General features: G+C 60.0%; 20 protein-coding genes. 11 read left to right on the forward strand and 9 right to left on the reverse strand.

Annotation, left to right across the window (positions count from 1 at the left end; genetic code table 11):
- The first annotated feature begins 2 nt into the window (after nucleotides 1-2).
- The 7 genes from BLP23_RS05955 (at nucleotide 3) to BLP23_RS05985 (ending at nucleotide 8182) form a co-directional block, all read left to right on the forward strand.
- The gene (locus tag BLP23_RS05955; protein WP_092583925.1) at nucleotides 3-1541 is read left to right on the forward strand and encodes a di-heme oxidoreductase family protein; all 1539 of its coding nucleotides are present in this window, start codon (nucleotides 3-5) and stop codon (nucleotides 1539-1541) included.
- Nucleotides 1541-2635 (forward strand): imelysin family protein, encoded by a 1095-nt coding sequence (locus tag BLP23_RS05960; RefSeq protein ID WP_092583926.1) that lies wholly within the window; start codon nucleotides 1541-1543, stop codon nucleotides 2633-2635. Before BLP23_RS05955 ends, BLP23_RS05960 begins: the two co-directional genes overlap by 1 nt.
- Before the next feature lie 4 nt (nucleotides 2636-2639).
- Nucleotides 2640-3731 (forward strand): DUF1513 domain-containing protein, encoded by a 1092-nt coding sequence (locus BLP23_RS05965; RefSeq protein ID WP_092583927.1) that lies wholly within the window; start codon nucleotides 2640-2642, stop codon nucleotides 3729-3731.
- 133 nt (nucleotides 3732-3864) lie between these two features.
- Nucleotides 3865-4314 carry a PaaI family thioesterase gene (locus BLP23_RS05970; protein WP_092584296.1) on the forward strand — a complete coding sequence of 150 codons (450 nt, stop codon included), beginning with the start codon at nucleotides 3865-3867 and terminating at the stop codon, nucleotides 4312-4314.
- A complete protein-coding gene (locus BLP23_RS05975) occupies nucleotides 4311-4949 on the forward strand; it encodes a 5'-methylthioadenosine/S-adenosylhomocysteine nucleosidase (protein WP_092583928.1) in 639 nt (212 codons plus the stop codon). The genes BLP23_RS05970 and BLP23_RS05975 overlap by 4 nt, the downstream gene beginning before the upstream one ends.
- Nucleotides 4950-5043: 94 nt before the next feature.
- Nucleotides 5044-6606 carry a glutamine-hydrolyzing GMP synthase gene (guaA, locus tag BLP23_RS05980; RefSeq protein ID WP_092583929.1) on the forward strand — a complete coding sequence of 521 codons (1563 nt, stop codon included), beginning with the start codon at nucleotides 5044-5046 and terminating at the stop codon, nucleotides 6604-6606.
- 319 nt (nucleotides 6607-6925) lie between these two features.
- Nucleotides 6926-8182, forward strand: a complete 1257-nt coding sequence (locus BLP23_RS05985; RefSeq protein WP_092583930.1) for a tyrosine-type recombinase/integrase — start codon at nucleotides 6926-6928, stop codon at nucleotides 8180-8182.
- Here the strand turns inward: BLP23_RS05985 and BLP23_RS05990 are convergent.
- A complete protein-coding gene (locus BLP23_RS05990) occupies nucleotides 8172-8441 on the reverse strand; it encodes a helix-turn-helix transcriptional regulator (protein WP_092583931.1) in 270 nt (89 codons plus the stop codon). The two genes, BLP23_RS05985 and BLP23_RS05990, sit on opposite strands and share 11 nt — an antisense overlap.
- Before the next feature lie 189 nt (nucleotides 8442-8630).
- Nucleotides 8631-9101: a nuclear transport factor 2 family protein gene (locus BLP23_RS05995; RefSeq protein ID WP_208603121.1), complete on the reverse strand. Its 471-nt coding sequence runs from the start codon at nucleotides 9099-9101 to the stop codon at nucleotides 8631-8633.
- 1119 nt (nucleotides 9102-10220) lie between these two features.
- Here BLP23_RS05995 and BLP23_RS06005 point away from each other — a divergent pair.
- The 4 genes from BLP23_RS06005 (at nucleotide 10221) to BLP23_RS06020 (ending at nucleotide 13133) form a co-directional block, all read left to right on the forward strand.
- The gene (locus BLP23_RS06005; protein WP_092583933.1) at nucleotides 10221-11156 is read left to right on the forward strand and encodes a LysR family transcriptional regulator; all 936 of its coding nucleotides are present in this window, start codon (nucleotides 10221-10223) and stop codon (nucleotides 11154-11156) included.
- A 116-nt stretch (nucleotides 11157-11272) separates the two neighbouring features.
- Nucleotides 11273-12001, forward strand: coding sequence for a L,D-transpeptidase (locus BLP23_RS06010; RefSeq protein ID WP_092583934.1), 729 nt, complete (start codon nucleotides 11273-11275; stop codon nucleotides 11999-12001).
- Nucleotides 12002-12179: 178 nt separating this feature from the next.
- The gene (locus BLP23_RS06015) at nucleotides 12180-12743 is read left to right on the forward strand and encodes a hypothetical protein (protein ID WP_233426632.1); all 564 of its coding nucleotides are present in this window, start codon (nucleotides 12180-12182) and stop codon (nucleotides 12741-12743) included.
- Between the two features lie 45 nt (nucleotides 12744-12788).
- Nucleotides 12789-13133, forward strand: a complete 345-nt coding sequence (locus BLP23_RS06020; protein WP_092583935.1) for a hypothetical protein — start codon at nucleotides 12789-12791, stop codon at nucleotides 13131-13133.
- A gap of 107 nt (nucleotides 13134-13240) precedes the next feature.
- Here the strand turns inward: BLP23_RS06020 and BLP23_RS06025 are convergent, their stop codons facing one another.
- From BLP23_RS06025 to BLP23_RS06055, 7 genes are all read right to left on the reverse strand, one after another.
- Nucleotides 13241-13927: a CPBP family intramembrane glutamic endopeptidase gene (locus BLP23_RS06025; RefSeq protein ID WP_092583936.1), complete on the reverse strand. Its 687-nt coding sequence runs from the start codon at nucleotides 13925-13927 to the stop codon at nucleotides 13241-13243.
- A 151-nt stretch (nucleotides 13928-14078) separates the two neighbouring features.
- Nucleotides 14079-15401: a sensor histidine kinase gene (locus BLP23_RS06030; RefSeq protein WP_092583937.1), complete on the reverse strand. Its 1323-nt coding sequence runs from the start codon at nucleotides 15399-15401 to the stop codon at nucleotides 14079-14081.
- On the reverse strand, nucleotides 15398-16072 hold the full coding sequence (locus tag BLP23_RS06035) for a response regulator (RefSeq protein ID WP_092583938.1): 675 nt from the start codon (nucleotides 16070-16072) through the stop codon (nucleotides 15398-15400). The genes BLP23_RS06030 and BLP23_RS06035 overlap by 4 nt, the downstream gene beginning before the upstream one ends.
- Nucleotides 16073-16298: 226 nt before the next feature.
- Nucleotides 16299-17441, reverse strand: a complete 1143-nt coding sequence (locus BLP23_RS06040; protein ID WP_092584297.1) for a Gfo/Idh/MocA family protein — start codon at nucleotides 17439-17441, stop codon at nucleotides 16299-16301.
- Nucleotides 17442-17603: 162 nt separating this feature from the next.
- A complete protein-coding gene (locus tag BLP23_RS06045) occupies nucleotides 17604-18326 on the reverse strand; it encodes an alpha/beta fold hydrolase (protein WP_092583939.1) in 723 nt (240 codons plus the stop codon).
- Nucleotides 18327-18472: 146 nt separating this feature from the next.
- Nucleotides 18473-19489, reverse strand: coding sequence for an aldo/keto reductase (locus tag BLP23_RS06050; protein WP_092583940.1), 1017 nt, complete (start codon nucleotides 19487-19489; stop codon nucleotides 18473-18475).
- 67 nt (nucleotides 19490-19556) lie between these two features.
- Nucleotides 19557-20660, reverse strand: coding sequence for a Gfo/Idh/MocA family protein (locus BLP23_RS06055; protein ID WP_092583941.1), 1104 nt, complete (start codon nucleotides 20658-20660; stop codon nucleotides 19557-19559).
- Nucleotides 20661-20775: the final 115 nt, after the last annotated feature.

A 20775-nucleotide genomic window follows, 5' to 3' on the forward strand; every position in this document is an offset into this window, starting at 1 on the left:
AAATGCCGCATAATCCGGTTCGTCGCGTTTTTCTCTGCGCTGCTTTCTGCGCCACGCTTGCCGGCCTTCCGGTGGCTCTTGCCGCCGGTTTTAATCTTCCGACGAAACGTGGCGATCTTTCCGATGCCGATTTGAAGCGCGTCGAGGCCGTGACGCGCCCGGCGAGTGATTTTTCCAAAGCCGAGCCATACGAGGCGATGCAGGCGGGTGCCGCCACATCGGTCGATCCGATTAGGCAGGATTCCTTTTCGCATATCTCGGCAAACATTCCCTTCGAGGCAGAGCAGAACTTCAAGCTCGGCAACGCACTCTTCAAGAAGCTCTGGGTTTCCGCGCCATCCTCGACACAGGCATCGGATGGCCTCGGACCGCTCTTCAATGCGCGCTCCTGCATGAGCTGCCACGTCAACGACGGACGCGGCAGGCCACCGGAAGGCGGCGTCAGCGCCACATCGATGTTCTTTCGCCTTGGACGAGCAGCGGCGACACCGGAAGAAGGAGAGGCGATCGCAAATGCTAGCGCCGCCAATTTCCCAGACCCCACTTATGGTCATCAGCTGCAGGACCTTGCCGTGCCCGGTCTCGCCGCCGAAGGCAAGATGGCCATTCGCTATACGGAAAGGACCGTTACGCTTGTCGGCGGAGAAACTGTCTCATTGCGCGCGCCGACCTACGAAGTGAAGGATCTTGCCTACGGCCCGCTCGATCCGGCGACCACGATATCGCCGCGCGTCGCTCCGGCGATGATCGGGCTGGGCCTCATCGAAGCCATTCCAGCAGCCGACATCCTCGCGCATGCCGACCCGGACGACGAAGATGGTAACCGCATTTCAGGCAAGGCTGCCATCGTGCGCGATCATCGCACAGGCGCGGTCACCCTTGGCCGCTTCGGGTGGAAGGCACAGAATGCAACTGTGCGCGACCAGAGCGCTGCCGCTTTCTCCAGCGACATCGGCATATCGACGCCCGATCGTCCGGATGCACACGGGGATTGCACGCGGGCCGAGATAAAATGCCAAAAAATGCCGACCGGCGTTCAAAAGCGCCTGGGCAATGAAGAGGCGCCCGGGCCTATCCTCGATCTCGTGACCTTCTATTCTGCGAATCTAGCCGTACCGGCGCGGCGAAAGGCAAGCTTTCCCGGCACGCTGAGGGGCAAGGAACTTTTCTATCAGTCCGGCTGCATATCTTGCCACGTGCCCAAATTCGTCACGCGTCGGGATGCCGCCGAAAAAGCCCAGTCCTTTCAGCTTATCTGGCCTTATTCGGATTTCCTGCTGCACGATATGGGCGAAAGTCTTGCCGATGGCCAGCAAGTTGGCAACGCAAGCGGACGTGAATGGCGTACGCCCCCGCTATGGGGTATAGGACTGACCCGGACTGTCAGCGGACACAGCTTTTTCCTCCACGACGGCCGCGCCAGAAATCTCACCGAAGCGATCCTCTGGCACGGCGGCGAAGCCGAGAAAGCCCGCGATGCGTTCTCCTCTCTGCCGAAGGACGATAGAGAGGCCCTGATCAGATTCCTGGAGTCCCTGTAATGCGCCTTTGGCAACCTCTCCTGCTTTCATTCATGCTTGCGGCATCGGCAACTGCACAGACTGCGTCGACTGCGACGGGGCTGAACGAGGAAGCGGTGCCGGGCGTGATGGCGCGCGCCGTCGACGAGGTGATCCGTCCCGGCTATCGCAACATGCAACAGTCTACGGCACGCTTGACGACGGCGATGAAGGACCTTTGCGACGGTGGCACGCAGCAGACTTTGGACAAGGCCAAATCTGCTTTCGACGATACGATCCGCTATTGGTCGATCATCGAGATCGTGCAAACCGGCCCGGTGATGCACGACAATCTCTTCGAACACATCCTCTTCTTCCCTGACCGAAAGGGCGTCGGTCTTAGACAGGTACAGGCACTGCTTGCCAAGGCCGACCCGAAGGATGCAACGGTCGACGCGATCGGGGAAAAGAGTGTCGCCTTGCAAGGTCTGACGGCGCTTGAATACGTACTTTACGGCGACGGCTCAGACGAGCTTCTCAAACAAAGGAACGGGTTCCGCTGCCAATATGGCGCTGCTGTCGCGGGCAATATCCAGCGCGAGGCAGGCGAAGTCGTTGCGGCTTGGGAAAAGCCGGACGGCGTGCAGGCAAGCTGGAAACGTCCCGGTCCGCAAAGCGAAGATTTCATGGATAACAAGGAAGCGGTGACGGCGCTTCTCGGCATTCTTGTCCACGGCGTCGAAACCGTCCGCGATCAGCGGCTGGAGCTGTTTTACAAAGGTCGGGACACGACACCGCGCCCGCGCATGGCTATCTATTGGCGCTCGAAAAACACCTGGAAATCGATGACGGCAAACCTCGAGGGACTGCGCACGCTCTGGCAGAAGGCCGGAATGGCGGAACTCCTGCCTGCCGACAAGAAACCCGTTGCTGATGCAATCGAGGAGAACTTCAAGACCCTGCTTGATACCGCCCCGAAGCTCAATCCAGATATCGACGTGGCAACCAGTGATGCGGAGAAAGCCAAGCTCGACGCATTTCTGGCGACGAGCCGTGAATTGATCACCCGCATCAGCGACGAATATGGCGGCGCGATCGGCCTTTCGGCCGGCTTCTCCTTCTCCGACGGGGACTGAGCCGATGTGGCGGAGCGCCGCGATCGACCGGCGCAGTCTCGTCAAGGCAGCAGGCCTGAGCTTTCTCGCCGCATTGCAGCCGCGCGGGCTGCTGGCACTTGAGCGCGCGGATGCGGTTTATGCCTCGGGCATCCGCGCCGCCGACGGCTCCTTCGCGGTCGCGACCGTGACCGAACGCGGCGAAATCGTCGATCAGGTCGCCCTCCCCGCACGTGCCCATGGCATGGCTTTCAGCCCAAGCACCGGCAAGACCGTCGCCTTCGCTCGGCGTCCCGGCACCTATGCAATGATCTTCGATCCCTGGAACAGGGGTGAGCCGGTCGTTATAACCTCCGCCGAAGGCCGCCACTTCTACGGACATGGTACCTTTTCGCCGGATGGCCGGTTGCTTTATGCCAGTGAGAACGATTTTGACGGCAATCGCGGCATGGTCGGTCTCTACGACGCGACAAACCGCTTCGCCCGCATCGGCGAGTTCCAGACCTATGGCATCGGCCCGCACGATATGATCGTCTCGGATGACGGCCGCTGTCTTGTCATCGCCAATGGCGGCATCGAGACCCATCCGGATTACGGCCGCACGAAGCTCAACCTCGGCAACATGCAGCCATCGCTGACGCTGATCGATGCGTCCAATGGCACGCTCGTCGAAAAACATGTGCTGCCGCGGCAATGGTCGCAGGTCTCGACCCGTCACGTCGATATCGACGCCAATGGCCGCGTGTGGTTCGCATGCCAGTACGAGGGCCACCGTAACGACCTGCCGCCGCTCGTGGGCCACTTCGCCAAAGGCGAGGAACTAGCATTCGTCGATCTGCCGGAAAAAACGACCCGCCAGCTCGGCAACTATGTCGGCGCCATTGCCGTCAACCGCAAAGACGCCCTCGTCGGCGTGACGTCGCCGAAGGGTGCATCGGCGATCATCGACGCCAACTCCGGCAAGGTACTGGCCGAAGACATCATCCCCGACGCTGCCGGCATTGCGCCCGCCAGGCACGGATTTGCGATCTCGTCCTATGACGGCGAGTTCCTTGCGACGCGCAGCAATGTGGCATGGGATCAGCATATCGTCAGGATATCACGCGAGCGCGCTTGATCTTCAGCCGGTGCTTATGCTGCGGACCGTCTTTGCGGCACTCCGGCTCGATCGCATATCGGAACTGCTTGCCTTTCATCCTTGTCGAAACCGGCGCGCCGTGCCACTTTCGCGGTCGCAAGGGGACAACTGTATGAGCGTTAGGAACAACGGCGACTTCCGCGAACGGATCCGTCAGAATTTTACCCGCCAGGCGGCGATGGAAACGATCGGCGCCGAGCTGACGCGCGTCGAGCACGGCGTGGTGGAGATCGAACTTCCCTTCGACGTCAAGCTCACGCAACAGCATGGCATTCTTCATGCCGGCATCATCTCGGCAGCTCTCGACAGCGCCTGCGGCTTTGCCGCCTACAGTGTCATCGACGCCAATGCCTCGATCCTGACGATCGAATTCAAGGTCAACCTGATGTCACCTGGCCGCGGCGAGCGATTCCTGTTTCGCGGCGAGATCACCAAGCCAGGCTCCAATATCATCGTCGCCGACGGGCGCGGCTATGCGATCGGCGACGGACCGGCCAAGCTGATCGCCTCCATGACGGGAACGATGATGGTCGTTCGCGGCAGAGAGGGAATTACGGGATGAAATTCGAACTGAAACCGGTCGCCGGCAAGTCCATCCTCTTCGTCATGGCGGCCGAAGCCGAATATGGCCCCTTCCTGCGCTCGCGTTTCGAACCGCTGATGACGGGCGTCGGTCCGGTCGAGGCGGCGGTCGCGATGACGAAGACGCTTTCAAGGCTCGATCAGGTCGACGACCTGCCGCAGCTTGTCGTCTCGCTCGGCTCGGCAGGTTCCGCGACGCTGGAGCAGACAGAAGTCTATCAGGTTTCTTCCGTTTCATATCGCGACATGGATGCATCGCCGCTTGGATTCGAGAAGGGCCACACACCCTTCCTCGATCTTCCAGCGGTCATCGACCTGCCGCTCCGCATTCCCGGTATTCCAGAGGCCAGCCTTTCCACCGGTGGCAACGTCATTTCAGGGTCGGCCTACAGGAATATCGCTGCCGACATGGTGGACATGGAAACATTCGCGATTTTGCGTGCCTGCCAAGGCTATCGGCTGCCGCTGATCGGCCTTCGTGGAATCTCCGACGGCGCTGAAGAACTGCAGCATATTTCCGGCTGGACAGAGTATCTGCACGTGATAGACCGCAAGCTCTCCTATGCCGTCGATAGCCTATTCACAGCGCTCGAGGATGGTGTTTTCTGGTTCTGAACCCCTCTAAAGCAGGGACAATCAGGACAATAAAATCCCGGCTCGGCCGATTTCCTGGATTGCCAGGACGGGTGCTTTTCATTAAAGGCTCGCCATGACCCAGACAGCACATCCCGACAGCGTTCTCATCGTCGATTTCGGCAGCCAGGTGACCCAGCTGATCGCACGCCGCGTGCGCGAGGCGGGTGTGTACTGCGAGATCGTTCCCTTCCAGTCCGCCGAAGAAGGCTTCAAGCGCCTTCAGCCGAAGGCCGTAATCCTGTCCGGCAGCCCGGCTTCGACGGTCGATGAAGGTTCGCCCCGCGCGCCGCAGATCATCTTTGACAGCGGCCTGCCGGTCTTCGGTATCTGCTACGGCCAACAGACGATGTGCATGCAGCTCGGCGGCAAGGTCGAGAGCGGCCATCACCGCGAATTCGGCCGCGCTTTCCTGGACGTCGACAAGGATTGCCCGCTGTTTGAAGGGCTGTGGTCGAAGGGTTCGCGCCATCAGGTCTGGATGAGTCACGGCGACCGCGTCACGGCGCTGCCGGAAGGCTTCGAGGTCGTCGCGACCTCCTCCAACGCGCCATATGCCTTCATCGCCGACGAAAAGCGCAAATATTACGGCGTGCAGTTCCATCCGGAAGTCGTGCATACCCCGGACGGCGCGAAGCTTATCGGCAACTTCATTCACAACATCGCCGGTATCAAGGGCGACTGGTCGATGTCGGCCTATCGTCAGAAGGCGGTCGAGCAAATCCGCCAGCAGGTCGGCAACAAGCGCGTCATTTGCGCGCTTTCCGGCGGCGTAGACAGCTCGGTGGCAGCTCTTCTAATTCATGAAGCCGTCGGCGACCAACTCACCTGCATCCTGGTCGATCATGGCCTGATGCGCAAAGACGAGGCAGCGAGCGTCGTCGCGATGTTCCGCGAGCATTACAATCTACACTTGCTGCATGTCGATGCCTCGGACAGGTTCATCGGCGAACTAGAAGGCGTCAGCGATCCGGAGACCAAGCGAAAGATCATCGGGCGCTTGTTCATCGAGACCTTCGAGGAAGAGGCCAAGAAGCTCGGCGGCGCCGATTTCCTGGGCCAGGGCACTCTCTATCCGGATGTGATCGAAAGCGTATCCTTCACCGGTGGCCCATCGGTTACCATCAAGTCGCACCACAATGTCGGCGGATTGCCGGAGCGCATGAACATGCAGCTCGTCGAGCCGCTGCGTGAGCTCTTCAAGGACGAAGTGCGCGCACTCGGCAAGGAGCTCGGCCTGCCCGATAGCTTCATCGGCCGCCATCCCTTCCCGGGCCCGGGGCTCGCAATTCGCTGCCCGGGCGGCATCACTCGCGAGAAGCTCGACATCCTGCGCGAAGCCGATGCCATCTATCTCGACGAAATCCGCAAAGCAGGTCTCTATGATGCGATCTGGCAGGCCTTCGCGGTGCTGCTTCCGGTCCAGACCGTCGGCGTCATGGGCGACGGGCGCACATACGAATTCGTCTGCGCGCTTCGCGCCGTCACCTCGGTCGACGGCATGACGGCGGATTTCTATCACTATGACATGGAATTCCTCGGCCGCGCCGCCACCCGCATTATCAACGAAGTGCGCGGCATCAACCGTGTGGTTTACGACGTGACTTCAAAGCCGCCTGGCACGATCGAGTGGGAATGATTTTTACCCCTCCGACAGTATCCGTTTGCACGCTCAAATACGCTATAACGCATTAAAATATCAGGATAATTGTGATGTCATCTATCGCCGTCTATCGAGGAGCAGCGCTCCGATTTGACGGTATAGCAGACGGTACGGGCCAACTTGTTCGATCGTGAATTTCTCTATACCGTCACGGCTGAGAGAGCTGATGACGGTATTATTTTTGGTGTTAACAGGCTGATTCACAACGGGAATCCTGCTTCCTGCATCGCCTGCTTTTGCCTGACGGTATAATCGGCGCCTCTCCTCGGTTTTTTTAGACGGTTTGGAGGCACTCATGCTAACTGATACTGCGATTAAGGCGCTGAGATCACAGAAGAAATTGTACAAGGTAAGCGATCGTGACGGTATGTACGTCGTGGTGCAGCCGTCGGGGGCGATCGTGTTCCGGTACGACTATCGCCTCAACGGACGTCGCGAGACGCTGACGCTCGGCCGATACGGCCCAGATGGCCTCTCGCTTGCCAGGGCTCGCGAGAAGCTGATCGATGCGAAGCGGGTCATTTCTGAGGGCCGGTCGCCTGCTCAAGAGAAGCAGCACGACAAGCGGCGGCTGAAGGAGGCGAAGCGGTTCGGCGAGTTCGGCGAGAAGTGGTTCCAGGAGTCGCGTATGGCGGACAGCACGCGCGCCATGCGGCGCTCGATCTACGAGCGCGACATCTTGCCAACGTTCCGAAACAGGCTTCTGACAGAGATCACGCCTGACGATCTCCGCATGATGTGCGGGAAAGTGAAAGAGCGCGGGGCTCCAGCCACGGCCGTCCATGTGCGGGATATCGTGAAGCTGATCTTCGCGTTCGCGATCTTGCATGGCGAGAAGGTCGCGAATCCGGCGGACGAAGTTGGGCCCGCGTCAATTGCGACGTTCGTTCCCAAAGACCGTTCGCTGTCTCCTGCGGAGATCCGCGTCATGCTCGGTCAGCTCGAGCATGTGCCGACGTTGCCGACTATACGGCTGGGAATGAAGCTCTTCCTCCTAACGATGGTCAGGAAAAGCGAGCTGCAAGACGCGACGTGGGATGAAGTCGATTTCGAGAACGCCGTCTGGTCGATACCCAAGGAGCGAATGAAGCGGTCGAAGGCGCACAACGTCTATCTGTCACAGCAGGCCGTCGACATCTTCATCGCGCTGAAAACCTGCGCAGGCAATTCGCGCTACGTCCTTCCGTCGCGATATGATGCTGACGCGCCGATGTCGCGGGCGACGTTCAACCGGATTACGACCGCAGTCGTTGTCAGAGCAAAAAAGGAGGGGTTACCACTCGAACCCTTCACTGTTCACGATCTTCGACGCACAGGCTCGACCTTATTGAATGAGCTCGGCTTCAACAGTGACTGGATCGAGAAGTGCCTGGCGCACGAGGACGGCCGATCCTCGCGTGGTGTCTACAACAAGGCGGAGTACGAGCATCAGCGCCGGCATATGATGCAGGAGTGGTCTAATCTGGTGGACGCATGGGTCTTGGGGCGAAAGTATGTTCCGACTTTACTCCCGGCCACGATGGAACTGCTTGAGCTCGAGCCTAGTGTTTGATGGGCCGCGAGCGGCGCAATCTCACATCCGGACTGGGAGCGCGCTTAACGGTGTTAGCCCGTGAGGCATCGCGTCGAGTGTCGAGCCAGGCTTCGACCTCTGCCAAGTCCCAGACGACGCAGCGCGAGGTGAGATAGAAGCGCTGCGGGAATTCTCCTCGCTGCTCCATCTCGTAGATCGTGCTGTCGGCAAGCGGCACGATCTCTCGTAGCTGCTGCCGGCGAATTGTCCTGCGGGCGACATGCTGCGCGGCGCTCATTCCGTATCTCCACTTCTTTGCTCTTGTGGAGATAGAAGGCGATAGATCTGCCGCATTGAAGGCCCGGCGTGAACGTGTGCGGTAATATCGGGCTATAGCGTGCACATCGGCGGGGTTTTCTCGCCCTCGGAAGAGTATCAGGAGCGTCTTTCCGGCGGTTTCGCATAGCGCAAGGTGCATTCTTCGGAGTCATGGCTCCATGGAAAGCATGTTGTTTGGAATCAGATTGACTTCAGTCGGCGCAGCGTGCGGCGGCAACGGCTGCGGTGTTCTCGTATATCTGGCCGCTGACGATCTTCCGTTGCGCATCTCAAATCGCGCGAGGAAGTCGCTGTCGGCGATCCTCGCGGTCTCACGGTGGCGCAGACGGAAATGGCCCTCAACGAAGACTTGCGTACCGGCATCGGTAAATCGCGTGGTCTCGTAAGCGAGCAGTTCGTATTCTGAGAAGAGAAGTGCCGTCAGGCGTTGGTAGCCTTCGCGGCCTCTATGCTCGTAGCCAGCCCAGGGGATGGCGGCGCGCAGTTCGTCGTTGCACGCGCAGGAGACCACAAAGCGGAAATCCGGATGCGCGTAGGTGCCAAATGCGTCATCAAGATCGCCGCAATGTTGCGCGGCGAAGAAGCCCTTTGCGGCTGCGATGTTCGGCTTGTCGGACATGATGTTAGCGCCTTTGTCGCGGCAACGGTCGTAAGCCGCCGGCATGGCCGCGTTGCGCGCGGGCACGCGGATAGAGGATGTTGTCGGTAACTTGGCCGGCGCGTCCGGTAGGTCATTGTGTTTCCCTTGTTTTCGGATGCCGTGCTAATTTCCGGCAGGAGAGCTATGGCCAATGCCGTCGCCGACAGGGCGACCAGCCCCGTTTGCAACGAACGCCGCGCCTCGCGCTTGGATGAAGATCAGCGCCAAGAAAGGCGCGGGATAAGCAATCTCATGGGAAACGCCTTGTTGTCGGGCGCCACAGCGTCTGCCGCCGCGACGCGGAGCCGGCGTACGGAAGTATCAGCGGCCGACTGTTCCTATCGCCTGCACTCGCGCCGATCAGGATCCCGCCTGCAGCGGTCCCAGCGCGCGCGATCGGCCATAACCTGAGCGTCTCTCGCAATCTCTTGCGTCAATCGGGTCCGCTCGAGCGACTCCCGTTGCGCGTTGTCGCGCCGCGCCTGTTGTTCCAACATGCAGTTCGAATAAGCGCGGGACCCGTAGGGTGCCCCAAAGCTCTGGCAGGTATTCGCGTCCCTGTACTGCCGTTCTTCCGTCGACACACACGCTGATAGAGCGAGGCCAACGAGGGCGATGGAGAGGATGGCTACCGCGGGCCGACGATCGTCAATGGAAGGGCGTTGCAGCATTCTGTTGATCTCCTTTCGAGAATGAGCGCTGGCGGTTCGTTGACGACGCGAGCGAGACACAGCGGCGCCCCGCGGCCGCCATGACCAGCCGAAACCCCACAGAGCAGGAGAAGATTGCGGCAACATTGTCCGAGTTTGGAAAATCCTCCGGGAGCAGTCCGATCGCCGCTTGGAAGCGCCTTTCCGGCGCTAAGCACACAACCGAGAAAAATCAGCGCGCGGCGCGTTAGTTATACGTCCTTCGGACAACCGTTCGGGAACGTTGCAGTGGTCGTCACGACTGAGTTCGAAGTGGAGAATCCGCTCATCCCTGAAGGCCCCGACCTTGAGCCTCGAAATTCGGGCTTCTGAACTCACGATCAGTCGCGGCGTGGCCACATTCGCATTTTAGTTATGGCATTATCGATGTGATAGCCAGGAGTTATAAGTGGATTTGAACGCGGCCCTGAAGGCATTCATCAGAACAGTAGAGAAGGGTTCCATGACCGGCGCGGCGCGAGATCTCGGCATCTCGCAGCCCGCTGTTACAAAACATCTTCTCAATCTCGAGCGACATCTGAATGCACGGCTTCTCGAGCGATCGCGCCAGAATATCCGCCCGACCACGCACGGTCTGGAGCTTTACGAAGCAAGCCGCGGCGCGATCGCATCCATCGATGCCGCCCTCGAGGGTATCCGATTGAACGTAGGCGAAATCGAGGGCAATCTCCGCATTCACGCGCCATCCTGTATCGGTTCAAAGCACCTCCACGGCATCCTTCTGGATTTTCAGGACCTGCATCCAAAAATTGCCGTCGATCTTGTCTTGGACGACCGTACCGTCGATCTCATCTACGAGAATTTTGATCTCACCCTACGCTATGGCCGGATAGAGGCTCAGGAGGTCATTGCCCGGCGCTTCGGCTGGATGCAACGTATTCTCGTTGCCGCTCCCGGTTATCTCGAACGCGTCGGCGAGGTGAGGTCTCCGGAGCAGTTATCAAGCCTCAGCATAATTTCGACCTTCGTCGTCCTGTCAGGCAAGAATATGTTGCCGCTGATGCGATCCGGATCTCCGACAATCGAAATTCCGGTCAAACCTGTCTTCCGGACGAATGACGCTCACGTTCTTCTCAACACACTTCTGGCAGGACGAGGGATCGGACAGGTGCAATGGTGTCTCGTAACAGACCTGATCGCCGAAGGCAGGCTTGTGCGCGTGCTTCCCGCCTACGCAGTGAAGCCGACTGAGGCGTTCCTTGCCTACCCGTCGAACAAGTTCATGCGTCCTGTGGTGCGCGCCTTTACCGATTTCGTCATGCCGCGTCTGAAAGAAATTGAAGGAATAAGCCAAAGCGCTGATGATTTGGGATGCGTCTTATAACAATCAGTTATGCGCGCAATCACTCGATAAACGATAGACAATACTCCCGCGAAATTGTTCTTCTGGTTCGAGATGTTGCCATTCGGGCAACGGTTAGAGACCAGTGAATACTATCTATGCAGCTAGTGACCCATCAGATATCCCGCCGCACCTTTCTCCTTGGCTCCATGTCCGCCGCCGCCGTTCTTTCCGGCTGCGCGACGAACAACCCAACTCCGGAGCAGATGATGTTGGCGAAGCAAGTTCAATCACCTTCGCCAGTTGCATCCGATCCTGAGCTTCAAGCTCGTTATGCGGCATTCGAGGATGGAGGGCACTTCGTGCCTGCCATCCCCTACCAGAATATGGACCCGAAGTATTATCGCCAGCGTGTTGCTGACCCGACGGGAGAAAAGGTTGGCACGGTGGTCGTCGATACGCCCAACCGTTTCTTATATCTCGTTGAAGAGGGCGGTACGGCCATGCGGTACGGCGTCGGCATAGGCCGAGACGGGTTTGCCTGGAAGGGCGAGGGTATCATCCACTGGCGCCAGCCGTGGCCACGATGGAAACCTCCTGCAGAGATGATCGCTCGTCAGCCGGAATTGGAAATCTATTCCGTCGCGAACGGCGGCATGGATCCCGGGATCATGAATCCGCTCGGCGCGCGGGCGCTCTACATCTTCCAGAACCGGCACGACACTCTATATCGGCTACACGGTAGTCCCGAGTGGCAGTCTATCGGCAAGAGCGTCTCTTCCGGATGCGTAAGATTGATCAACCACGACATCGTCGATCTTTATGACCGTGTCCCCTATCATGCGCGAATTGTCGTGCATCAGGAACCATTTATCAGGATGGTATAGGTTTCAAGATAAGGTTCACTTGGCGGGGCCGGAAGGTCGGTGAACGCCTTGTACGGCAAGCGGTCGAGGACGCCTGACGAGAAGGGACCGCAATTATTCCCGTCGTCGTGAGTGGCAGAATATTCTTGCAAGTGAGCCACTGCTCAGGGAGCCTGGCTGCACAGCATTAGAGGATAGCATGCAGAAAGAACCCCACCTATTACAGGAGGCAGATGAGACCCTGATGGCCGCTGTCGATGAAGCCATTGAGCGCGCCGCCCAGACCGCAGGGCATGAACTTCAGTCGCTCGGTGTCGGCAGATCACCACAAGACTATTTTGCGGACGCCGTCCTCCGCCACCTGTTCCTGCGCCTGTGCGGGGCCGACTTGAGAACCAACACGGGAGGAGATCCAGAAACGGCATGGAAAATCCTCTATATGGGCCGCAGCGTCGCCCGTCACTGGGAGAGAGTGCGCGGCAGTTCGGCAGCACTTCGGGAGAAAAAAGACCGGCGGGAGGATATGGAACGAGACAAGAGTGAACGACAGCAGCTGGCACTCTCCGCACAGAATTTCGCATTGCAAACTGTTGTTCGCGCTCTGGTCGATCACGCCCGTGCGTCGGATCTGGAAATCACAGATCGCCTCGAAGCGGCAATCGACGCCCGCCATGCAAGGCTTGAGTCCCTCTCTGACACCGACCGCGAGTTTACCGAAAGAGCAAAAAGCTACCTGTCGCTCCTCACCACTTCACCAGACTAGGCGTAGTGGCTGCACAACCAAAATCATCAAAACTCGGAGTTAGTGGTGAAAAATAGTTGCCCTGTTCTCACTCCCGCCGAAAGAAAAGCCGTCGACGTCATCAAACGTGCGGACACGGCGTTGGCTGCTGCGGTCTCTCTGGTTTTGGAAAAGGCGGTCAAACAGGTTGCCGAAGACTTGCGAGCAATCGATCAGGAAGACGCCGCGCCGGTGCTGGAATATTTTGCAGGCGTAGTTCATCAGCGAATGTATTGCCTGATGTGCGGTGCAGATCCGGACACTTTTGAAGGAGGCGATCCGGATATTGCCTACCACGTCATCCGAAACAGTCAAAACATCGCCAGACACTATTGGTCCGCGGACATCGAGCCCTACGCACCCAAGGAGTAAAGGGCGTCTTATGACAACCGGCGCAGGTGGCGCGACGATTTCCTCGCTCTGTTTCACTCCTTTGGCGCACGACATGTTTCAGCAGATCGGACTGCGTTTATGGCGATTTACGGCATGGGTGCGAAGCCAAACGCCGACGCGATGCTGTTGACCCCGTTATAGACGCAGTGAAGGACGATGCTGCGCCAAACCGATCCCGTCGCCCGGAAGAAGATGGCGGATAGAAGGTCAACCATGATCGCAACGGGCAGGATCACGCTGACGCCGTGCGCGAGACCGAATATAATTGAGCTGAGTACGACGCCGGCAAACGCACCGTAGCGGTTGAGCGCATTCGCAACGACGCCCCTGAACAGGATTTCCTCGCCGAAGGGCGTGAAAATGGCGCCGCCCAGAAATGATAAGAGAAAAGGGAGCGGGCCGCCACGCGCCGCTGCATGCAGGATGCTTTGAGGATCATTGCTGCCGAACCACGCCTGATATGTGAACTGTATGATCAGGTTAAGACCGTATCCGATGATTCCGACTCCAGTCGCGATCATGAGCCAGCGAGGTGAGACCGGTCGGAACCCGAACGAGCGCAGAACCCGTATCCGCAGGCTATATGCTGCGGCGAAAGCACCGACGCCGACGAAACCTCCTGCCGTCGAGCCGACAACTCCTAGGAGAACGGGATCGTTGCTGGGCAGAAGTCCCATCAGCAGGCCGAACGAAACAAGAAGCACTGCATATGCGACGAGTCCAATCAGTATTTCTGGCCAGCCGGGTCGGTGCCATTGATCATCTGTGATCATTATCAACCTCAAGTATGACAAGGCGGCGCCTCGCGGTCGCAGCTCACTGCAAAGGCGCAAGACCGCGAGTATGGATGCAGGCAGCCCGGCATCGCGCTGCGTCCGTGTAGATGCGCAGGGAAACATTGCGCCAACATTGGCTCGGCCGCGGTTACGACGCCGCAGTGAACTCTAATCGTACGATCGCCCCACCCCTGGGGGCCTCTGCGATTGTGATGCGGCCGCCATGATGATCGATGACTTGCTTGACCAGATTGAGACCCAGGCCGGTACCGGAAGATCGCGGCCGCAGCCGATGAAAGGGTTCAAGCACCCGTTCGTGCTCCTCCCCCGGAATACCAACGCCGTTATCCTCGACCTCCAAAGAGGTACCGTTGACCCGCACGATCACCTCGTTCCCGCCATGCTCGACGGCATTCTGGATGAGATTTGTGAGCGCGCGTTCTATCGACCCAGCGTTGCCTCTAATCGAACCGGGCTGTTCAACGATCACCTCGATTGCCTTGCCCGACGCGATCAACACCGGTGCCAGATCCGCAACGACACTGCGGGCGAGCGCAACGAGGTCGATCCGGTCGCTCGGCGCGCCATTGTCCAACCGATGAAGATCGAGCAGTTGCTCGGACAGCGTCGCAAGCCGTGAGACGTCCGGCAAGAGCGACCGCAGGCCCTTCTCGGTCGCGGCGTCTATCTTCATTCTCAAAATAGCTATCGGCGTGCGCAGTTCATGCGCGGCTGACGCGATGAAGCGGTGCTGACGATCATAACCCTCATCGAGACGGTCGAAAGCTTCATTGACAGCGCGGACAAGCGGGCCGATCTCCCGTGGAACCTTGTCTTCCGAAAGGCGGATGCCGCGACGCCCGGTGTCGATCCGCTCTGCTTCCTCCGCGGTTTTTATGACGCCGGCCAAGGCACGCTTGACGATCATTGGCGTCGCGACGATGGAGACGAGAGCCAGAGCGAGGAAAATGGCAGTGGCTACGAGATTGGATGCTATTGTGATGAGCGCCGTGAAGGGTTGGACCCGACCATGCGCAATGATCTTCATATCGCCTGCGGGGCCTGATTCCTGTCGAACGAGGGCGGAAAGGGTAAAGGGATCGAACTGCCCGCGCATGTCTGCCGAAGACAGCTTGTCAAGGTGGGGAACGAGGGGAGAGTACTCCGCTGGCACCTGGCCGAAGGCGACCACACTGCCGTCGCTAAACCGGGCCGCGAACCAGAGATCCGGCGATTCCTTTTGAAGGTTCGCTAGTTCGGGCGTCACTTCCACTATTGGGGCTCCGGCCGCATCTCGGACGATCGAGTTTGCAGCGACTTTTACGACGGCCTCCTCGACATACATCCCGTCAAGAGCCGAATTGACGAAAAAGATGATGAAGCCAATGGCGGTAGCCGCGACCGCCAGAAACTGGAGGATCAGCTGTCTGGTAACAAGGCGCGTCTTCAACGATGGCTGGCGGCGCTTCAATCCGTTGCCCTGAGCAAATAACCCACCCCTCTGACCGTATGAATCTCGACGCCAGCGCCCGAATCGCTGAGTTTTCGACGCAGGCGTGAGATATGGGAATCGAGTGTGTTCGACTGGATAGCGTCGTCGAAGCCGTAGACTGCTTCCTCAAGGGACTCGCGCAGGACAACGCGCCCGCGACGCCGAATCAACGCAGTGAGCACTGCAACTTCACGCCTTTGCAGTACCAACTGCGTTCCGTGAACCCGTGCTTCGCCAAAGGCCATGTCGAATACGAGGTCGCCGACGACGATCTCGTCTGGTGCAAGTTCGTTCGGGCGGCGCTGCACGGCCCGGATGCGAGCAAGCATTTCCTCCAGGTCGAAAGGCTTCACCAGGTAATCGTCGGCGCCATCATCAAGCCCGGATACGCGGTCGCTCAGTTCCCCGCGAGCGCTCAACACAATGATAGGCACGCCCGGATTGTCTACCCGCAGCTGTGGAATAAGGCTGAGGCCGTCGCCGTCAGGCAAAGTGCGATCAAGCAAAACGAGCTCGTGCACCTGCGACCGGGATGCTTCTCTCGCAAGCGAAATGCTAGTCACCCAGTCGGCCACGAAGCGATCACGTTCGAGGGCGCCGCGCATTGCTTTGGCGAACTCCACCTCGTCTTCGGCCAGAAGTATCCTCATGCTAGTGCTCCCGCAACGTGGGAAGGTGCGCCTTAATCCGCGAAGAGCACCTCTTGCCACCGAGTTGTAGCTTTCTAATACCGATACGCCGCATTTTCCCTGATTTGACACGTATCTGGGGGCTTCGACGGAAAGCTGAGATGACGATCTTCGCCGCAGCCGCGTTATTGACTGAACTTTTTCGTGCATGAGGTGCACGGGTATGGTCAGGAAACTCCCCGGGTTTTCAGAGATTGGAATTGGCTAGGTCGGGATGGGACAGATGCTGGCGATGACCTGTTTCAGCGGCCTGTGTGATCGCCTCGAGCACCCGGTGACGATCGAGCGCGACCGCGAAGTCCGGCGCATCGGCGGTTCCATCGCGGAGGTCGGCGGCGAACTGGGCGTAGAGGCGGGCGACACCAGCCGCGGGTGCGTCGAGTTGCAGGTCGGGAGCCGCATATGCGGGCGGGACCTGTAGCCGCTGGACAGGCTCGCTGCCGCGGCGCAAAGTGATGGTCACATCGCCGAAGTGGATGTAGCCCGATGCCGTCTCGACGCGCAGACTGCCTTCGGTGCCTTGGATCTCCCACACCATCGCCGAGCCGGCGGACTGCCCGGCACTGTAGTGCAGCGAAGTGACGATCCCGCCTTCGAGAACGCCGGCGACGACGATCTCGTCCGGCGCGTCCTTCGGGAGGGACGTGCCATCCGAGAGGCGGACACCGTCGCCTCGCTGATTGGCGACGACGGCGGACAGGCTCTCAAATGCGCCGAGTACGTGCGCGAGCGGTTGGAGCGCGTGGCCGAGCATGATGCTTAGAAGCGTGGCGCCATTCTCTGCGCGAGCCATGTACTCGAACGGCGGGTCATATCGGCCGAGCCACATGGCGTCGGTCAAATGCGCTCGGATGCTCGTACTGAGCGGCATGCCGATCACGCCCTGCCGGACGAGGTCGCGAAGATAGCGGATCGGCGGGTGCAGGCCGCCCTGCAACCCAATAGCCGTTCGCAGCCGCCGTTCGCGGGCAAACCCCTCCAGCGCTTCCGCTTCCGATAGGTTTCGCGCGAGCGGCCATTCGCAATAGACCATCTTGCCCGCGGCGAGCGCGTCGGAAACGATCTGCTTGTGCTCCGGCACCTTAACCGCAACCACCACCAAGTCGACCTCCGGCCGCAGGACCAGCGCCTGGTGTGTGTCAAAGGCAAGATCGGCGCCTAGTCGGCTAGCGGTCGCGTTCGCACTCTCCATACGAGTCGTGCTGACAGCGCGGATCTGGAACGCATCGAGCGCCCGCAGCGCCGGGACGTGAGCAATTCCGCCCCAGCCTCGATCAGCACTGGCGCCGACGATGCCGACGCCGATCCGGGTGTTTGCTGAATTTGTCATGTAGGCGTGCTCCTGTCTGGTGCAACCCGGGCAATGCTCGCCGTGCTGCTTCACCATGGTTTCGTTTCCGGACAAATGCTTGGGCGCATAGCGGGTGACCAATCATTGCCGTTCGCGTTGCGGCTGCGTGGGTTTGAGCCCAAGTAACGCAAACGCAGGTAATTAAACGTGAGTCCAATGGGCCTCGAGTTCGCGCGCGACATCGGCCGGACGCTCTATCATCGGCCAATGTGAGCTGCGCAGCTTCACGACGGCACGCGCGCCAGTGGCGTTGCCCAGCTCGTCGGCGAAGCGGTGCGGCAAAAACGGATCGTCCAGGCCCCAGATCACCAGCGCTGGCGCGGTCATGCTGCTCAAACCCGGCTTCCACTCCGCGCCGACCTCTATTGCGGAACGGTAAAGTGCGAGAATGCTTGCCCGCATAGTGGCATCGAGATGCCGAACCGATTCATCCGCCGCATCTCGCGGCATCTGCGCCTCGACGAGCTTCGCCGCAAATTCCTCGAGGTCGAGGTCCTTCATCCATTGCTCGCCTTCACCTGGCGTCTGCCAGATCTTGGCGAGATAGTGCCATGGGTATTCTGGATCGATGGGCCCGCTGATTCCGGTCCAGGTTCGCACCAGATCGGGGCGGATCGACGCGAGGCGCCCTGTCAGCAGGCAGCCCCAGTCATGGCCGACCAGGTCCACGGGTTCGCCGATCTGCTCGACCTGCTTGATCAACCAGTCGAGATACTCCTCCTTGGTCGAGGCGAAGCCTGATGGCAGCGGCGTGCCAAAGCCCGGGAGATCGAGTGCGACGATATCGGTGCGCGCCAGATGTGAGCGGACGGGATCCCAAAGGCGATGAGTGTCAGGAACACCGTGAACGAGGACTGCCGGCATGAATATCTCCTTGTTGAGCGTTGCGCGTTGTTGAGCGTTGTTAGGAAGATAATCGTCTCGATCGCGTTGCAGTAGCTGGCAGTCATGAAACATGGGGTTGCTGTTTGAGGAACCCAGGCGAACGGCAGCCGTGTAACCCGCAAGGATCACGAGCCGCGACTGCTCGGCGCATTCAGAAGCCAGCCCGGATACTCGACCGGCAGGCGGCTGACGGAATCGAGACGCGCCATGTCGTCCGGGTCAAGCTGGACCTCTGTGGCCTGAACGTTCTCGCGCAACTGTTCGACCCGTTTGGCGCCGATGATTACGGTCGACACCACCGGCTGTTTGAGGAGCCACGCGATCGCGACCTGCGCGGGACTGCGATCATGCTTGTGGGCAACGTCCTTGAGGACGCGGATCAGCGGCTCACCCCGGACGCGGTCGATCGGGGGGAAGTCGAGTTCGGTCTGCCGTGCGCCTTCGGGATTTCCGCCGTCGGCGTACTTTCCGGTCAGATAGCCTCCGGCGAGCGGGCTCCATACCATCAGGCCCACCTGCTCGGAGGCGAGGAGCGGCACGATCTCGCGCTCCACGTCCCGGCCGACGAGCGTGTAATAAGCCTGCAGCGAGGTGATCGGCGCCAGATTTCTCGCGCGTGTAATGCCGATGGCCTTCATGATCTGCCAGGCGGCCCAGTTTGACAGCCCGATGTAGCGAACATCGCCTGTACGAACGAGGGTGTCGAGCGCCTCCAGCGTTTCCTCCATCGGGGTCGCCGGATCGAAGGCATGAATCTGGTAGAGATCGATATGGTTGAGCCCCAATCGGCGCAGACTGGCGCGGCACTCGCTCAGGATGTGAAGCCGCGACGCACCGCCTCGGTTCGGTCCATCGCCCATGGGCGACGCCACCTTCGTCGCGACAACCACATCGTCCCGCGCCACGCCCAAATTTTTGAGCGATCGGCCCAGGATCTCCTCGCTCCGGCCATGCGCATAGATGTTGGCCGTATCGAAGAGGTTGACGCCCGCATCCAGCGCGGCGCCGATCAGCGCATCCGCATCGTTCTGCCCCAGTTTTCCGACCTGTCCCCACAGACCGTCCGATCCCCCGAAGGTCATCGCACCGAAGCAGAGCTCGGACACGAACAGTCCGCTGCTGCCAAGCTTGCGCATCCGCATACCACATCTCCTTGTCTTGACGGCCCGGCCCGTAGAACGTGACGCCGGATCCCGTTTGAAAATCAGGTCAGCCGAGATCGCGCTGCCGCTCGCCCGTCCGGGCCGCGCGCTCCACCGCAGCAACCAGGCGGCTGTTGCGAAGCGCGTGATCGAACCCCGGCGTCTTGTAAGTGCCCGCGATCAGGTCACGCGCGAGCGAGGCGTAGACTTCCCCGACGTTGATCGCGGCGCCGGCCCAAAAATCCGCGGCGGTCGGGCCGACACCAGTCGCGATCGGCGTGTCGGGTGGTGTGAACGCGACGGTCGCCGTGAGCCTGAGATCGCCGACCTGTGCGCCGGCGAGGTGATTGCCGGTCAGGGTCAACCGTCCCTCGGTTCCACGAATTTCGAAACTGAAGCGCGCGTCTTCGGCTGGAACGCCGGCGAGCACCTGGACCGATACCGGCGCTCCGCTCATGGTCTTGGCGATCAGGTCAAGATGATCCGGGATCTCGCGGGCCGAGATATCCCCGGTATCGACGACCTCGATCTCCGGCCAGAGGAGCGCGACGCGGGCGTCGACCTCGATGATGTTGCCAAGAACCGCTTCGATTACATCGAGAACATGGGCGCTCGTGATCGTCATGAAACTCGCGCCCGACGCGGCCTTGTTGAAATAGTCGTAGTTGCTCGTCGTCTGGGGCCCGTAGCCGAATGTCGTCGCGTCGACGCGGGCCGACAGCAGACGTCCAAGCTTGCCGGAAGCGACCAGTTCCGCGGCGCGGCGCACAGCCGGATTGTGGCGGCCCTGCAATCCGATCGCGGTATGAAGCGTCTTGGACGCGGCCGCCATCGCCTCGGTTTCCGACAAGGTCGCTCCGAGCGGTGACTCTGAATAGACCGCCTTGCCCGCTTTCAGCGCCGCCATTACCAGGTCATGGTGCGCCGGAACCTTCACGGCAACGGTTACGACGTCGATGCTTTCATCCCGAATGAGCTCATAGGGATCCGCGTACCAGCGTTCGGCGCCGAACGCCTCGGCCGCAGCCCTCGCGCTATCTTCCCGGCGTGTCGCCACGCCTGCCAGCGCCAGCGATGGCTGCGCCGCAAGCGCGGGGACGTGTGATGCGCCAGCCCAGCTCGCCTGCGTATCCGCGCCGATGATCCCGACACGAAACTTCCTGTCCGTCATGATTATGCTCCAGCATTGATATTCGAGCGCTCATTGGCGCTGTCGCCGGGCATTTAAACGGGCGGGGTCGATATCCTGAAATCGATATCTGATATGCATCATCATCCATCGCATG

The sequence above is a fragment of the Rhizobium mongolense subsp. loessense genome (genome assembly GCF_900099775.1).
In the GTDB taxonomy this organism is placed as follows: Bacteria; Pseudomonadota; Alphaproteobacteria; order Rhizobiales; family Rhizobiaceae; genus Rhizobium; species Rhizobium loessense.

Bases quoted from the DNA above. Each gene is read 5' to 3' on its own strand.
- BLP23_RS06025 (WP_092583936.1), bottom strand. From the start codon at position 13,927: ATGATCACAGATGATCAATGGCACCGACCCGGCTGGCCAGAAATACTG.
- BLP23_RS06015 (WP_233426632.1), top strand. From the start codon at position 12,180: ATGCAGAAAGAACCCCACCTATTACAGGAGGCAGATGAGACCCTGATG.
- BLP23_RS06045 (WP_092583939.1), bottom strand. From the start codon at position 18,326: ATGCCGGCAGTCCTCGTTCACGGTGTTCCTGACACTCATCGCCTTTGG.
- BLP23_RS05965 (WP_092583927.1), top strand. From the start codon at position 2,640: ATGTGGCGGAGCGCCGCGATCGACCGGCGCAGTCTCGTCAAGGCAGCA.
- BLP23_RS05985 (WP_092583930.1), top strand. From the start codon at position 6,926: ATGCTAACTGATACTGCGATTAAGGCGCTGAGATCACAGAAGAAATTG.
- guaA (WP_092583929.1), top strand. From the start codon at position 5,044: ATGACCCAGACAGCACATCCCGACAGCGTTCTCATCGTCGATTTCGGC.
- BLP23_RS06040 (WP_092584297.1), bottom strand. From the start codon at position 17,441: ATGACAAATTCAGCAAACACCCGGATCGGCGTCGGCATCGTCGGCGCC.
- BLP23_RS05975 (WP_092583928.1), top strand. From the start codon at position 4,311: ATGAAATTCGAACTGAAACCGGTCGCCGGCAAGTCCATCCTCTTCGTC.
- BLP23_RS06055 (WP_092583941.1), bottom strand. From the start codon at position 20,660: ATGACGGACAGGAAGTTTCGTGTCGGGATCATCGGCGCGGATACGCAG.
- BLP23_RS05960 (WP_092583926.1), top strand. From the start codon at position 1,541: ATGCGCCTTTGGCAACCTCTCCTGCTTTCATTCATGCTTGCGGCATCG.
- BLP23_RS05955 (WP_092583925.1), top strand. From the start codon at position 3: ATGCCGCATAATCCGGTTCGTCGCGTTTTTCTCTGCGCTGCTTTCTGC.
- BLP23_RS05970 (WP_092584296.1), top strand. From the start codon at position 3,865: ATGAGCGTTAGGAACAACGGCGACTTCCGCGAACGGATCCGTCAGAAT.
- BLP23_RS06010 (WP_092583934.1), top strand. From the start codon at position 11,273: ATGCAGCTAGTGACCCATCAGATATCCCGCCGCACCTTTCTCCTTGGC.
- BLP23_RS06035 (WP_092583938.1), bottom strand. From the start codon at position 16,072: ATGAGGATACTTCTGGCCGAAGACGAGGTGGAGTTCGCCAAAGCAATG.
- BLP23_RS05990 (WP_092583931.1), bottom strand. From the start codon at position 8,441: ATGAGCGCCGCGCAGCATGTCGCCCGCAGGACAATTCGCCGGCAGCAG.
- BLP23_RS05995 (WP_208603121.1), bottom strand. From the start codon at position 9,101: ATGTCCGACAAGCCGAACATCGCAGCCGCAAAGGGCTTCTTCGCCGCG.
- BLP23_RS06050 (WP_092583940.1), bottom strand. From the start codon at position 19,489: ATGCGGATGCGCAAGCTTGGCAGCAGCGGACTGTTCGTGTCCGAGCTC.